This window comes from Pseudomonas sp. H3(2019), assembly GCF_007713465.1.
Taxonomy (GTDB): domain Bacteria; phylum Pseudomonadota; class Gammaproteobacteria; order Pseudomonadales; family Pseudomonadaceae; genus Aquipseudomonas.
On the sequence record NZ_VMSG01000010.1, the window covers coordinates 169,375 to 183,923 of the forward strand.

Below are 14,549 nucleotides of genomic sequence, written 5' to 3' on the forward strand. Positions count from 1 at the left end.
GTCACGAAATGGAGTCTAGGTCAGAACTTAGAGCGGGGTGTGTGACGATTTGAAATTGTTCGACAATCGGTCCGGCGTCACGATTTCCGGGGTCAATCAGCCGCGCCCGCACCGACGAAGTGCAGGTTCTTTCGCAGCCAAGGCACAAAAAGGGGGGGAGGGTTGCCAGAGAGTGGGGCGTGGTAAAGCACCGTTCGCACCGCATTGGTGCGAACAACTTGCAGAAGACGACACGGCCAGCTGCTACGGATTGCGTGTCGGGACGGTATGGCCTAATTCAACATCCGGATCGAGTGGCCGGTTGTCCAGGCTTGAATATCTTCAATCATCTGTGAAAAGAACAGCTGGTAGTTCTGCTCACTGACATAGCCGACATGCGGTGTGGCCAGTACGTTGGGCAATCTCCGGAACGGATGGTCGGCGGCTAATGGCTCGCGTTCGAAGACATCCAGCGCTGCGCCCTCCAAACGGTTCTGCTCAAGCGCCTGGATCAATGCGGCTTCATCGACGATCGGTCCGCGCGCGGTATTGATCAGTAATGCAGACGGTTTCATCCAGCCCAGTGCCTGTTCATCGACCAGGCCCCGGCTGCGCTCGCTGAGCACCAGGTGGATCGACAGCACATCGGCTTGCTCGAACAATTCGCGCTTGCTGACATAAGTGACTCCGGCTTCGGCCGCGCGCTCGGCGGTGAGGTTTTCGCTCCAGGCGATAACGCGCATCCCAAACACCTGACCGAACTCGGCGATCCGTTTGCCAATGCTGCCCAGACCCAGAATACCCAGGGTCTTGCCATACAGGTCACCACCCAAGCCTTGTTGCCAGTGACCGGCACGCAGGGCGTTGGCTTCTGCGAGCAGATTGCGGGTCAGGGCCATGATCAGCGTCCAGGTCAATTCGGGCGCCGCCTGTTTGTAGCTGTCGGTGCCGCAGACCTGAATTCCCAACGCCGCGGCGGCCTTGAGGTCGATGGCCGCATTGCGCATGCCCCCGGTGACCAGCAATTTCAGTTTGGGCAGGCTATGCAGGAGCGCATCGTCGAACAGCGTGCGCTCGCGCATGACGCAAATCACCTCGAAGGATCGCAGGCGGTCGCTCAGTGTGGCGTGGTCGGCAGGGTAGTCATGCAAAAAGCTGACCTCGCCGATACCGTCCAGCACCGACCAATCCACCACGTTACGGGCCACGTCCTGCCAGTCATCGATCACTGCAATCTGCACTGCCATGAGCATCGCCTCTTCAAAGGGTTGTCGTGGTTTTACCAGCCGGCCGAGGCTGGAACATCGCGATTATGGCGACATTAACAAGGAGGCGCACCCAAGGTTCAAGGCATCCAGCCCAGTGTCGCCAGCGCCAGCACACCATAACGCGCACCTTTGGCGAAGGTCACGATCAGCAAGAAACGCCCTACGGGTTCACGCATCACGCCGGCCACCAGTGTCAGTTGGGCGCCTCGCCGTTGAGCAGCAGTCCTACCAGCACGGCCTCGGACTGCAACGGCGACAACGTCGCGGCACCGAATGCCGCGAAGAACAGCCCGAGATAGCCAACGAGCATCACCGGGCCGGATAGTCGGCGATCACTTTATCGGTGCCATTTTTAGTCAACCCAATGACCTGATAAGCATCGGCCATGCCGTCCATTTCCATGCCTGGCGAGCCCATGGGCATACCCGGCGCGGCCGCGCCGAGCAGGTCGGACTGACTCAAGGCCAGTACCTGGTCGGCGGGAACATGGCCTTCGACGAATTTGCCGTTGATCACCGCGGTGTGGCACGAAGCCAATCGCGGCGGGACGCCGAGGCGTTGCTTGACGTCGCTCATGTTGGTTTCAACGTGATCGTTGACCTTGAAGCCATTGGCTTCCAGGTGCGCAATCCATTTTTTGCAGCAACCGCAATTGGCATCGCGGTGTACATCAATCGGAATCAGCTCGGCGGCCTGGGCCAGGGAACTGATGAACAGGGCGCCAAGGGCGGCCAGACGCAGTGTGGTTTTCATCGGTTGTCTCTCATTGATCATTTCACGCCGCGCATTTTGACCATTTTCGCCGATGAAAAAGGCTGCTTATGTTTCAAAGTTATTCATGGATATCCCTTGAAGGTGATGCCCACGCGAAACGCGCGGGCCGCATTCACTGGTTCACTTGACCTTGAAGCGCCCCATGATCGAACTGACCCGGCTATTGGCGTCCAGCAACTGGCGCGTATTGAGCTCGGTTGCGTGACCGCTTTGTACCAGCTCTTCGACCATGTGACGGATCTGTACCATGCTGCGGTTGATCTCCTCGGTCACCGCGCTTTGCTGCTCGGCGGCAGTGGCGATCTGGGTGCTGAGGCTGTTGATGTGGCTGACCGAGCCGGCCATTTCGTCCAGCCCGGCGTTGACTCGCGCTGTCGCATCGGCGGCGGACTGACAGCTGGCCTGGGTGTTTTCCATCGCCGCCACCGAAGAGCTGACACCTTGGGTCAAACGACTGAGCATCTCGTTGATCTCCGAGGTGCTGGCCTGGGTGCGGGCGGCGAGGGCGCGGACTTCATCGGCGACCACGGCAAAACCTCGACCTTGTTCGCCGGCCCGCGCGGCCTCAATCGCGGCGTTGAGTGCCAGCAAGTTGGTTTGCCCGGCAATGGCGCCGATCACCCCGAGGATTTCGGTGATGCGCTGGGCGTCCTGCTGCATGCTTTCGACTTTGTGGGTGGCACTGGCCACTTCACCGATCAACGCGATCACGCTGCTTGAGGCTTCGCCTACCACCACCTGCGAGCGGTCCGCGTGTTCGTTGGCGCGTTGGGTAAACGCCGCGGTTTCTGCGGCGTTCTCGGCAACGCTGTCGGCGGTCGAACTCATCTCGGTGATGGCGGTGACGGTCTGGTCGGTCTCCGAGGCGTGACGCTGCAGTATCTGGTTGGTATGCGCCGAGGTCTGTTGCAGCTTCTCCAGGCTTGAGGCCATGGCGCCTGTGGCCTGGGTGACTTCGCCGATCATGTTTTGCAGGTAGGCGATAAAGGTGTTGACCGAATGACCGATCGCGCCCAGTTCATCCTCGGCGCGAATGGTGATGCGCCGGGTCAGGTCGGCATCGCCGGTGGACAGCGCGTCAATGTTGGCTTTCAAGGCTTTCATGCGCTGGATCAGTTGGCGGATCGCATAGATTTGCAGCAGCACCAGCAGCAAAACCATCGGGATCTGCAACAGGCTCAAAGTGCTCAAGACGTCGTCGCGTTGAGCGGTGATCAGGCTGGTCGGCAGAGTGCTGGCGAGGAACCACGGTGTGCCTTCGACCGGACGCATGAAGAAGGTATTCGCTACGCCTAGATTGTCGAATTCGACGCGTTGCAGCGAAGCGTTACGGCGCTCCAGTGCGGTTTTGATCTGCGCCGCAAACGGCGAGTTGCCAGCCAATTCACTGATGTTTTTCAGGACAATCGGGCCATTGATGCGTGAGCTGTTGCTGATGATCTTGCCATCGGCCTCGACGATCAGCATTTCGGCGCCCAGGTCTTTTTCCTTGCGCGCTACCAGGTCATTGAAGAAGCCCAGAGTAACGTCAATGGTCGCGACCCCGTACGGCACGCCGTTGCGCGTAATCGCCATGGCACAGTTGGTACGCGGCTCGGCGCTGGCGTCGTCTTTATAGGCCGCGGCCCAGGCGCATTGGCCGCGGGGTGTCTGCATGCCGCCCTTGTACCAGGACTGGTCGTAATAGTTGGGCGCCGCGTCGCTGTTCCAGAAGGTGTTGACGGCCAGCTTGCCCGACGCATCCCGGTGCCAGAAGGTACTGAATTTGTTGCGTCCGGCTTCGCGCTGGCCAGGCAACGGCCAGATCCCGCCACCAAACACCTTCAGCTCACCATACTGGTCCACGAGGCCAGGCAACACCGTGTCGATGGTCGCGCTGTCGAGCAGGGGAATGGTTTGGGTGATGCTGCGTTGTTGCGCTTGAACCTTGTTCAGTTCGCCCTGGATCTGTTCGGCCACTTCGGCGATGCGGTTCAGGGCCACCTGTTCTTCCGTGTGCCGAAGTTTCGGCGCGACCAACTGGCTGATGCCCACTACCGTCAAGGCGAATAACAACAGGATAAACAGCACCAGAAACAACGTGTAACGGGCTTGAATGGTACGGAATGCGGGCATTGGACCTGTCCTTGTGCTGAGCGCTCTTGTTGATTTATTGCGGCGTTCAGCAGCTATCGGCCCGCGGCAGGCCGGCATTAGTACCATGGTACTAAAACCGGCCTTTTACGGACGACCGGTTGGTCATGGACATGAGCCATGTGCGGTTTCATCCAGGGCTGGTGACGTGGTTTCTTTCGGGGGTTATCAAGCCTGATTCAGTGACGGTCTGATTGTTAAACAATGGTTTCAAGTCAATGAATTCAAGGGTTTGGTGATTTGTATCCGAATTGTACGGAAATTGTAAAAAGCTGAAATATTTGTAGGTGAAGGGCGCTGGCACATTGATACTCGCGTACCAATTCATCGGTTGAACAAGGGCTTTTTATGGTCACCTTACAAGGACGTCTGCACACAGGGACATTGTCATGACTATCGGTTATGTCGGAGGCTGGACCAGCAAGGCCGGATTACTGATTCGCGAGGGCGGGACGAGTGGCAGTAAACCCGTACCACAGAACGTCAAGGTCAAACAGATGCTCGCACTGGTGGGCAACGATCCATTGGCGCTGAACACCGCGAAAATGAACGAGCAGAAGCTCTACAAGAATTTCAAGGGATTCGACCCCGAGACCGTCACGGTCAAACAGCTCGGAAACATCAGCGCCTTTTTGCGTGATCGCGGGTTGATCAGCGATGTGACGGCCCTGACGCTGCTCAACGCCGGCGACAAGTTCGATCGCTTTGGGGTGCCGAAAAACCTGGACGAAAAATTCAATGCGCTGGAGTACTTCGCCACGCAACTGGATAACATCCAGAGCAACAACCTCAAAGGTAACAAGTACGCCAACCACCTGATTCCCGAGTACAAGAAGGCGATTTACGTACTGCAGAACCTGAAGACTTATGGCATGGGCAATGGCCCCGCTGTTCCGAACACCAAGGGTGTCAGCGGCAAAGCCTGATCTTCAAGCGCAACAGGCCCGTCACACAGTGCATGTACGGGCCTGTCCATACCGGTGTTATCGATCGAGCATCTGCATGACGGCTTGCGGGTAACGCGCTCCGAGCACCGCTTCATCCGGAAAAATCGCCTCCAGCGCCGACAAATCTTCTGGACTTAATACAACGTCCAGCGCGGCGACATTCTCCTCCAGATATTTGCGTTGCTTGGTGCCCGGAATAGGGATCAGGTAATCGCCTTGTGCCAATACCCAGGCCAACGCCAGTTGCCCGGCGGTTACGCCTTTTTCCGCTGCCAGCGCTTGCACCTGCCAGACCAACTGTAAATTCCTGTTGAAGTTTTCGCCCTGAAAACGCGGGCTGAAGCGCCGGTAATCGTCCGCTGCAAAATCGTCTGGACTTTTCAGGGCACCCGTCAGAAATCCTCGACCGAGCGGGCTGTACGGCACAAAGGCAATTCCCAGGCGCTGACAGGTGGCCAGGCAATCGTTGTGCTCCTGATCGCGGCTCCACAGCGAGTATTCACTTTGCAGCGCGCTGATCGGGTGAACCTTATGCGCTCGTTCAAGGGTTATCGCCGAGGCTTCGCTCAAGCCGAGGTGGCGTACTTTACCGGCCTGGACCAGTTCGGCCATGGCGCCTACGGTCTCTTCGATGGCCACCTCCGGATCGACGCGATGCTGGTAATACAAATCCAGAGTGTCCACGCCCAGACGTTTCAGCGTGCCGTCGATGGCCGCACGGATGTATTCCGGTCGGCCGTTGACGCCGCGTGCAGTGGGGTTGGCCGGATCACGGACAATGCCGAATTTGCTGGCCAGGAACACCTGCTCGCGCTTGCCCGCAATCGCTTTGCCAATCAACTCTTCGTTGGTGTGTGGGCCATACATGTCGGCGGTATCGAGCAAGTTGATGCCCAGCTCCATGGCGCGATGCAATGTCGCCAATGCCTCAGAGGTATCGCCGCCCGTGGTGTAGAAGTCGGTCATGCCCATGCAGCCCAGACCGATCGCAGAAACCTGAGGGCCGTTTTTGCCCAATTGACGCGTGTGCATGGTGTCGCTCCTTTTTCGATGTGGGCCCATTGTCACGCTCGACAAAAACAAGATAAACCGGCTAAAAACGCTATCACTGTTTGTAATATCTAAATAATCCGCAGGTAACCAAGAGCAATGGACCGTTTTAATGCCATGCGGGTGTTTACTCGCATTGTCGAGCTGGAAGGATTTGCCAAGGCCGCGGACAGCCTGCAAATGCCCCGGGCTTCGGTGACCATCCTGATCAAGCAGCTTGAAGCGCATTTAGGCGTGCAGCTATTGCAGCGCACCACACGGCACGTCAGTCCAACCGCCGATGGCGCGGCGTATTACCAGCGTTGCGTGCGACTGCTGGCTGATCTGGATGAGGCAGAGGCGGCGTTTTCCACCTCCCGGCAAAATCCGCGCGGGCTTTTGCGTGTCGACATGCCTGCTGGCATCGGGCGTTTGCTGGTGATCCCGGCCTTACCGGAGTTTACCCGCCGTTACCCGCTGATCGAGTTGGAAATCGGCTTGAACGATCGCCCGGTCGACCTGATTCGCGAGGGCGTCGATTGTGTGCTGCGCGGCGGCTTATCCCTGGATGATTCGCTGGTGGCGCGACCGCTGGCGTTGCTCGATCAAGTCACCTGCGCCAGTCCCGGCTACTTGCAACGCCAGGGCACGCCACGTTGCCTGGAAGATCTGGCAGGGCACCAGATGGTCGAGTATTTCTCCAGCACCACCGGCAAGCGTTTCGGCCTGGAGTTTGAAATAGAAGGGCACGTGCACCCGGTGGACCTGCCCAAGCAGGTGGCGGTCAACAGCGCTGATGGTTACCTGGCTTCCTGTGAAGCGGGTTATGGTCTGGTCCAGACGCCGTACTATCACGTTGCACGGCAGCTGCGCGAGGGAACGTTGTGCGAGGTGTTAGAGCATCTGCCGCCGCCAGGGTTGCCCCTGACGGCGCTTTATCCTCCGCACCGCCAGTTGTCTCTGCGGGTGCGGGTGTTTGTCGACTGGCTGGTGCAGCTCTGCGCTCAGCCGGGTAACGGGTTGGTGCGCAGAGATTCAGGTAACTGAAGAGGGGGGCATACAGGTCAACGGCGGTAGTAGCCATCATGGTGGTAGCGATGGTCGCCATGCCAGCCACCTCCGCATGGAAAACATACGCAACCGCTCATGGTCAGGATCATCAGCAGGGGAATCAGCAGTGTGATTCGACGGAACATTTCTCAATCCTCATCGTTTGAACCGCATGCAGCCAAAATGCTTCATGGGCTGTAACATGAGACCCCGCTTGCAGCCGCTCATCCCCGAAGAACCGTATGAGCTTGGCATGCATCACGATACAAACCGGATACATATTTTCAGGTGCAGGAACCCGTAATGACCCAGTCGCAACGTTTGAAATATTCGATTCTGATCTCCCTTGTCGTGCTGGGGATCATGCTTGGCCTGTCGTACATGCAAAACGCCGGAATGATCAGCGAAAAGCTGTTCCAGTACATCGCCATTGGCGTTGCGGTGATCGTCATAGTGATCAACGGGGTGATGCGTCGTAAGGTCAAACCTTAAGCGACGCGGTAATGCGTTGTTGATTGCCGTGAAGCACGGCTGACGCTTGCGGGTGCAGGCTGTAGCTCTTGTCTTCGTTCAAGACAACCACGCCTTCGCTGCACAGTCGCTTCAACACTTCGCGAACGCTGAGAAAGGACAGGGGAATACCCAGGTCCAGCAAGTGGCTGTGCACGCCGCGTACTCCCAGCGGGCGATCGTTCTCGGCGGCGGTCAGTAGCGCGTCGATCACCTTCAGGCGAATCAGGCTGGTGCGCAGGCCGAAGCTTTTGAGCAGTTGCCTGATGCGCTCGTTGTTGTGGCGTTCAGCGTTTTTGGTGAGCGCGCCAGCGTCCAGGTTCAGCGAACCGTTTACCGCAGGGTTGCCATCCGTTGGCAGTTGCGAGTTGTACATGCAAAAACTCCTTTTCAGAGCCTGATCAGGAAAAAGTGATGGGCGCTCTCATTGATTAATGACGAATGAGCTGAGCAAATCATGAAGGCTCGTATGTAGAAAATTTGTCGGAAGCACGTCAGTTCAAGGTGATATGCGCTGTTTTACCGGGGACTGCGCCATTAAATTTTTTTCATATTGATTCGTTACTTTGGCAAGGCCCATTCCGCTCCAAGGCATCGACGCGAAGTCAATGCCCTGGTCTCAGGGCCGGCGATAGTGCGCAGGCCTATGGCATCAAGGCGTGCTGATATCCAGTTGACGCCCCAGATGGCTGATAAGCCAGGCAACGGAGTCAGCATTGCCCAGCTGTACCGCCAGCCTCACGCTTGCATCGTTCATGAATGTGGTGCGAGCTGCCTGTAGGGTCTTTTGGCCGGTCAGTTTCAGGACATGTTTCAGCGCATCGGCAGTGTGTTGGTAGGCCGAGTCACCCAAGTCGTCCCATGCGTCGTCGAGGGGATCATAGATTTTGAAGAGCTGACCCAGCGGCGTCCAGATCGATAGCGATTCCTGCTGGAGTTTCATCAATGTGTCCTTGAGTGTCTTCGCACGTGGATTAGACGTTTCCAGCAGGTCGACAAAGGGCTTGCAGGAGTCCATGTAGGCAATATCCTCGGTGTTGCTGACGTGGTGCGAGAGCTCATGGATCAGCGCGGTTGCGCGGGCATGGGCGCTGATGGCAAAGGATGGCTCAGTCATGTAGTTGCGGTAATGATCGAACTTGGGGCGAAAGAATTTTTCCAGCAGATAGAGTTTTTTCTCCGCGTCATCCGGGATGGTAAAGGCGAATACACTCTCAGCGTCTTCACGACTCGTCCCTGCAACAAAACGCTTGGAGTCCGCCTTTCTGAGGTCAGGGTCCAATAAGGCGCCAAAGATCTCGCCGATGACTTTTTCAATCTTCGCCACATGGTCGGGCAGTACCGCCGGCACCCCCAGGAAGTCCTTGATCAGTCGATGCACGCGCGTCGTCTGTGCCACGCTGGTTTTTATCAGCTGGAGGTTGCGATGGCTGTTCCAGGCATACGTGGTTGCCAGATCGAGCGCTTCATCAATCAATCGGGCCCGGACCGGATAGAGCTGACGAATTGCACGCATGCCGGTGGCTTCAACGTTCATCGCTGCCTGACGGCTGATACGTGTCTCCAGCCGGTTGAGCATTCCGTAGCGCACGGCGTTTGCCGGTAGCTCGAGGATCCACTGTTTTGCCGTGTTCTGCAGCAGTGAGGGGCCGTCGCCGCGATCACTGACAATGCGCCAGGCAGTGCCACGCTTTTCGACGCGATAGACTTTGCCTTCGACCGGCGCGTAGTACTCTTTGGTGGTTGGGTGAGTGTAGAGCCCCAATGCCGAAGACGGCGCAAGTGATTGCAAAGGGGTGTCGATACTTTCATGGCGCTGCAGGCGGGTTCGTTCGGGCGCAGTGATGTCGATGTCCTGCCATTGACGTTTCGTGGTGGGTACTTGCAGTGAAGGTTCGGGTTCGGCTACAGCTGTAGTCGGTGCGGGTTGCATCGATTGGCGCAACATCGCCAGTTGCGCGATACCACTCACGAACGCCTTGAGGGCGCTACCCCATTTGTGCTTTTGAAGGTCCTCGGCAGACGCTTTGATCGAACGGTAGCTGTTCCACACGACAATTGGGTAGGCGAGCTTCCCGCTGAGGAAGGTTGCTGCCTGTTGCAGGCCTTCGCTGAAGATGTGTTTTACTGTCTGCCATTCACTCCTGGCATCGCTGTCTGACTGGGTGCCGAGTAACCGCGTCAGGACTTTTGTATTGTCGTCAAACAATTGGCTGAGCAGATTTCCGGTGATCGGGTTGGACGCCAGTTTGATATCGCTGGACGTGTCGAGCGTTGATGCCCACAGGTTTTTATAGGTAGTGCGGGTTGACGTTGGCAGGCACTTCAGCACCCAGTCCTGCAGCGCCCCGGCGGTATTGAGCTCAGCCAACAGGCTGCTTTCGCTTTCATACTCCTTGATCCCATGAGTGGTGGAGTAGGGCGCCAGGAGAACATGGGGGCCGGCTTTGCCCGGCCCCGGCCCGATCAGGTAAACCCCGAGTGCCTTGGCCACTTGCGCGCCTGGTGTGGCGACCAGCTCGAGCGGACGGATCAGCGCATTCGCGCCTTCCAGTGTCGCGCGGGCGATGGCGTCCGGCATGTTCATGACCTGCGCCATCAAGTCGAACGCGGTCTCGCTGAGGCGCTCCTGGAGTTTTTCCGAATGGGCGTGATGCAACAGTTGCCAGGGCAACTGTTTGGCGAACAGCGTTCGGCATGACGCAGCGTCGGCATTGGTTGATGCGAATGCCGTTTCAAGGGCTGATTGCTGGAGCGCTCCCGGTTTGAGATTGCGCACCAGTTTCTTCACATAGTCTGCATCCAGCCCTGCGGGAAGTGCGGTCTTGGTGAGTGAAACGATCTTCTTGATCGGGAGGGCATCCAGGTCGTCAAAATGAGTCAGCGCAAACGTTGTCAGGGTCTGGGTCAGACCCGTGGTGGTCAGGCGCGGGCTGAACTGCAACTCGACGTTGTCTGGATCGACGTCATGCTGTTTGAAGGCAGTCTTGAGGTCTTTCTTGAGTGCAGTGTGAGCGGTACGCGTCAGTGAGGTCACGCCGGACAGGTAATCCTTGTCCTTATCGGCATTGTCCAGGTATTGCTGAAGCAGTTCAGCATGCAGTACTTGATCGCCGATGGAGGCTTTTGCCAGCCATGCCGGTAATTTTTGCTCGGTGATCAAGGACTGGGCAATGCTCATCCCTCGATTCAGTCCGGTGATCGGTAAGCGCGGCGCAATCAACTCCAGCAGTTTTTTCTGGTTGTCCTCGGGGAGCTTCGAAGCAAGTGCCCGCTCGATCGGTTCGCGATCCAATTGGGCATAGGTTTTTTGCAGATACTCGAGGAAGTTCTCACGAACCAGTTGCAAGGGTGCCAGTGTGAACGCCTGACCAGCCGTTCGATCGTAATGTCCAAGATTTTCCAGAAGGCCCATACGTTCAAACGGATCGAGCAGCCGTCGCTGGAGTTCAGCCATCAACGGCTTCAATGAGCCGAATGCTTCAAACCCAAAGGCCGGTGTCCACAAAATGGCCCGTCCTGAATGATTCGGGTCCAGACCGCCGCGCTCCGTGAGCATGAAGCAATTGGCCAGGTGCCGTAAGGTCGAAGCCGTGCCGCTCTTGACTGCCAGCGAAAACACATCAGGCAGGAAACCGTTCAGTGCCCAGCGCTGCAAGCGTACAGGGCTGTCGAGTACGGTGGTGATAATAGCCTCGTCCACAGCCGACAGCGTGCGGCTCAAGGTTCGTAATTTGACTTCGCTGCGCAAAGCGACAGGCAGGGTATGAACCAGTTTCGGAGTCAAAAGCTTCAGAAACGGCGCGATGGCGGTTTGTACGTCCTCGAAGCGCGTGGGTTTCTGTGGCCGAACGAGGTTTTTTTCGAACTCAAGATCAAGCGACGAACCAATGCTGGAGAGTTGCGCCAACGCTTGTTTCGCAGATTCTGCTCGCACGGTGGCCGGTTGGTTATTCCATCGCTGATCTGCACGCGTACTCCAACGGCCGTCAGCGTCGGCGCGCAAAAGACGCTGGTCGATCAACGTCCGTACATCCAGAGCGCCATCCAGCAGGGCATCCAGAGCAACGGTGCCTTGCGCTTCACGGTAGCGGCTCAAGGCGAACTGTAGATTTTGCGCCTGCTTGGCAAGGATCTCGGTCATCAAGTCCTGAAACACCGGGCCTGATATCGGTGCGCCGACAATCTTTCGTTCTTTTTGGTCCAGTGAAAGGAAGGTCGCGCGTTCCTCCAGCGAGAGGAAGCTGAGCAGATTGTCTTCATGCCCTTCGGTTTTCATCATCCTCAACACGATGTTCTGGATCTGTGACAGATCGGTGCTGGCCTCAAGACCTCGAGACTGGTTGTACAGAAAGGCATTTGTCTGCGACGCGCCGGTGACGCTGATCATCAGGGTGGAGGCCAGCTCCGCATAATGTTTGTAGAGGGCCGTGACGCGTACTTTCTCGACCTGAGTCGAAGCGTTCGTCGCCAATTGAAGGGACGTGTCCGAGCGGCAAACCCCTATCAACTGCTGGTGTTCTTCAGTCGTGAATATCCCCTGTTGATGTTTGAGCAAGAGGTCCACGCAGTACGTATCACGCAGGCTTTGGGCAAAAAAATCCGTGCGTGAGTCTGCGCTACTCATCGGGCTGTTCCAGAAGGTGTCGAGCAAGGCTTGCAGACGAAGCGTCAAGCTCTGTGCGACCTCCTTCAAGGTCGCCTCCCAGGCCTGATTGTCGTCGTCGCTGCTGACGCCATGTGCTGGATTGGAAAAACGTCGGTACTCACCTTCCGGCCAGGCGTTGGTCAGGTAAAAATGCAAGACCGCGTCACTGAGCGACAGGGAAGACACCGTGCGCCGATTGACGCCGCTAGCGTCCACGGTGACAGGCACGGCAGTGTTGACGAAGCTGTCCATCCGGGTGTGACGCTGGTCCAGTGCCGGGAAGCGTTTGTTCAGGGCAACAGTCAGTGTCTCGTCAAGCATCGACTGTAGCGTCGGCGTCTTGATGAGTTCGGCCAGCATCGCTCTGATGTTGCGTGCTTGATTCAGCGCAATGACGGTTTCCTGGTCCTGAAACACCGAACCTTCGACGAGTTCTGTTGAAAGGGTCGGCTCGCTGTTCGCCTGAAAGGTATGACGTTGTTCGATGGAGAGATAGCGCAGCAGTTCGACCTTGCTGGGGGCGTCGCTCAACCATTCCATGAGCTTACTGTCGAGGTCCTCCCTGTCCGCAAATTTCATAAGACCTTGATAGGGCGTGTAGAGCGTTACTTCTCCACCGGCTGGTTTGCTCATCATGAAGGCCCCAGCCAAGGGGATTGCCGTTTTGCCGGGAAGTGTCAGGTTCAACCGGTCGACCCGCATGGGATGAGCATCGTCGATTCGGGTTGCGTGGGTGGGTAGATACACCCTTTTTAACCATTTCAGGTCAGCTGTTGTAAGTCCCAGTTTTTTTTCACGATCACTGGGCTGTTTCGCATTGGCGGCAATATTGGCTTCGTGAAAAAAGTAGGGAAGAGTGGAAGTAGTCATGGTCATTCCTCGCCCTGCTGTGATCGGCAGGATAGTGGGGTGAGGAAAAACAGTACGGTCGACGGAACCTTGAAGTGCGGTACATATTGCTTGAGGTGTTTGTGCGCTCCTGAGTCTTGACAGATCCCCTGCAAAACAGCGCTTAATCGGCAAGTTTTTTCGGTTGCTGTGCAACCCGATTTCACACTGTTGCCCGAATTCAATAATAAACGTGGAGCTTCAGATGCCTGTATCGCCCGAAATAGCTGTCAATCCGGACACCTCAGTGGTGAGTTTCGCGGAGCTTGTGCAGTTACTGACCCGGATCTTTCTGCAACATGGCACCTCGATCGAGGTCGCCAGGGTACTGGCCGAAAACTGCGCCGGCGCCGAGCGCGATGGAGCCCACAGCCATGGGGTATTCCGGATTCCGGGCTATGTCTCGACGCTGAACAGCGGCTGGGTCAATGGCCAAGCGGTTCCGGTGGTCGAGGACGTGGCCTCGGGGTTTGTCCGGGTGGACGCTGGTAATGGCTTCGCCCAACCGGCGTTGGCCGCCGGCCGCGAACTGTTGGTCGAGAAAGCCCGTAGCGCCGGGATCGCGGTCATGGCGATCCGCAATTCCCATCATTTCGCAGCACTCTGGCCGGACGTCGAACCCTTTGCCTATGAAGGACTGGTGGCGTTGAGTGTGGTCAACAGCATGACCTGCGTGGTGCCGCATGGCGCCGATCGCCCGTTGTTTGGCACCAACCCGATTGCGTTCGCGGCGCCACGCGCGGGTGCCGACCCGATAGTGTTTGACCTGGCCACCAGTGCCATCGCCCATGGCGACGTGCAGATCGCTGCGCGCAAGGGCGAGCGTCTGCCGCCCGGTATGGGCGTGGACAGTCTGGGTCAGCCCACGCAGGACCCGAAAGCAATTCTGGAGGGCGGTGCATTGCTGCCGTTTGGCGGGCATAAAGGCTCGGCGCTGTCGATGATGGTCGAACTGCTGGCGGCGGCGTTGACCGGTGGCAACTTCTCGTTCGAATTCGACTGGTCCAATCATCCCGGGGCGAAAACCCCGTGGACCGGCCAGTTACTGATCGTGATCGACCCGAGCAAAGCTGCCGGGCAGAGTTTCGCCGAACGCAGTGAGGAACTGGTCAGACAGATGCATGGTGTGGGGCTGCGGCGTTTGCCGGGTGATCGACGTCATCGCGAGCGGGCCAAGTCGTTGGCCGGGGGTATTACGCTCGATGCACAGGCCCTGGCGCAATTGCACGAACTGGCGGGTAATTGATGTAAAAAAAGGCGAGCCCATGGGCTAATGCCGATCAGTTAAGCCTTCTCGCTTGACCTTTGGCCGCAAGAAATCAA

At 57.5% G+C, this 14,549-nt stretch carries 10 protein-coding genes and 3 pseudogenes; 4 read left to right on the forward strand and 9 right to left on the reverse strand.

The annotated features are described in order from the left end of the window. Positions 1 to 272: 272 nt before the first annotated feature. The 5 genes and pseudogenes from FPT12_RS12660 to FPT12_RS28330 form a co-directional block, all read right to left on the reverse strand. Entirely contained in the window at positions 273 to 1,226 is a 954-nt protein-coding gene (locus FPT12_RS12660; RefSeq protein WP_145016557.1) for a D-2-hydroxyacid dehydrogenase family protein, read from the reverse strand. Between the two features lie 98 nt (positions 1,227 to 1,324). Continuing rightward, positions 1,325 to 1,557, reverse strand: a pseudogene (locus FPT12_RS12665) (hypothetical protein). Further along, positions 1,557 to 2,000, reverse strand: a complete 444-nt coding sequence (locus FPT12_RS12670; protein WP_145016558.1) for a DUF411 domain-containing protein — start codon at positions 1,998 to 2,000, stop codon at positions 1,557 to 1,559. The pseudogene FPT12_RS12665 and the gene FPT12_RS12670 overlap by 1 nt, the downstream one beginning before the upstream one ends. A gap of 141 nt (positions 2,001 to 2,141) precedes the next feature. Then, a pseudogene (locus tag FPT12_RS28325) lies at positions 2,142 to 2,669 on the reverse strand (methyl-accepting chemotaxis protein); the annotation flags it as partial. Positions 2,670 to 3,002: 333 nt separating this feature from the next. After that, positions 3,003 to 4,223 (reverse strand): annotated as a pseudogene (locus FPT12_RS28330) (cache domain-containing protein); the annotation flags it as partial. 320 nt (positions 4,224 to 4,543) lie between these two features. Between FPT12_RS28330 and FPT12_RS12680 the strand changes: the two are divergent. After that, positions 4,544 to 5,080 (forward strand): hypothetical protein, encoded by a 537-nt coding sequence (locus FPT12_RS12680; RefSeq protein WP_145016560.1) that lies wholly within the window; start codon positions 4,544 to 4,546, stop codon positions 5,078 to 5,080. A 57-nt stretch (positions 5,081 to 5,137) separates the two neighbouring features. Here the strand turns inward: FPT12_RS12680 and FPT12_RS12685 are convergent, their stop codons facing one another. Beyond that, positions 5,138 to 6,133: an aldo/keto reductase gene (locus FPT12_RS12685; RefSeq protein ID WP_145016561.1), complete on the reverse strand. Its 996-nt coding sequence runs from the start codon at positions 6,131 to 6,133 to the stop codon at positions 5,138 to 5,140. Positions 6,134 to 6,250: 117 nt separating this feature from the next. Between FPT12_RS12685 and FPT12_RS12690 the strand changes: the two genes are divergently transcribed. Continuing rightward, positions 6,251 to 7,177, forward strand: coding sequence for a LysR family transcriptional regulator (locus FPT12_RS12690; protein WP_145016562.1), 927 nt, complete (start codon positions 6,251 to 6,253; stop codon positions 7,175 to 7,177). Positions 7,178 to 7,194: 17 nt separating this feature from the next. Here FPT12_RS12690 and FPT12_RS27965 read toward each other — a convergent pair whose 3' ends face one another. After that, positions 7,195 to 7,326, reverse strand: coding sequence for a hypothetical protein (locus FPT12_RS27965; RefSeq protein ID WP_256676721.1), 132 nt, complete (start codon positions 7,324 to 7,326; stop codon positions 7,195 to 7,197). Positions 7,327 to 7,483: 157 nt separating this feature from the next. On the opposite strand from FPT12_RS27965, the gene FPT12_RS12695 reads away from it, so the two are divergent. Next, positions 7,484 to 7,672, forward strand: coding sequence for a hypothetical protein (locus tag FPT12_RS12695; RefSeq protein ID WP_145016563.1), 189 nt, complete (start codon positions 7,484 to 7,486; stop codon positions 7,670 to 7,672). Here the strand turns inward: FPT12_RS12695 and FPT12_RS12700 are convergent. Further along, on the reverse strand, positions 7,662 to 8,066 hold the full coding sequence (locus FPT12_RS12700) for a fe2+ zn2+ uptake regulation protein (RefSeq protein WP_145016564.1): 405 nt from the start codon (positions 8,064 to 8,066) through the stop codon (positions 7,662 to 7,664). The two genes, FPT12_RS12695 and FPT12_RS12700, sit on opposite strands and share 11 nt — an antisense overlap. A 276-nt stretch (positions 8,067 to 8,342) precedes the next feature. Continuing rightward, positions 8,343 to 13,361, reverse strand: coding sequence for a dermonecrotic toxin domain-containing protein (locus tag FPT12_RS12705; protein ID WP_371922547.1), 5,019 nt, complete (start codon positions 13,359 to 13,361; stop codon positions 8,343 to 8,345). 70 nt (positions 13,362 to 13,431) lie between these two features. Here FPT12_RS12705 and FPT12_RS12710 point away from each other — a divergent pair, with 70 nt between their 5' ends. Continuing rightward, the gene (locus FPT12_RS12710; RefSeq protein ID WP_145016565.1) at positions 13,432 to 14,472 is read left to right on the forward strand and encodes an Ldh family oxidoreductase; all 1,041 of its coding nucleotides are present in this window, start codon (positions 13,432 to 13,434) and stop codon (positions 14,470 to 14,472) included. The last annotated feature ends 77 nt before the right edge of the window (positions 14,473 to 14,549 follow it).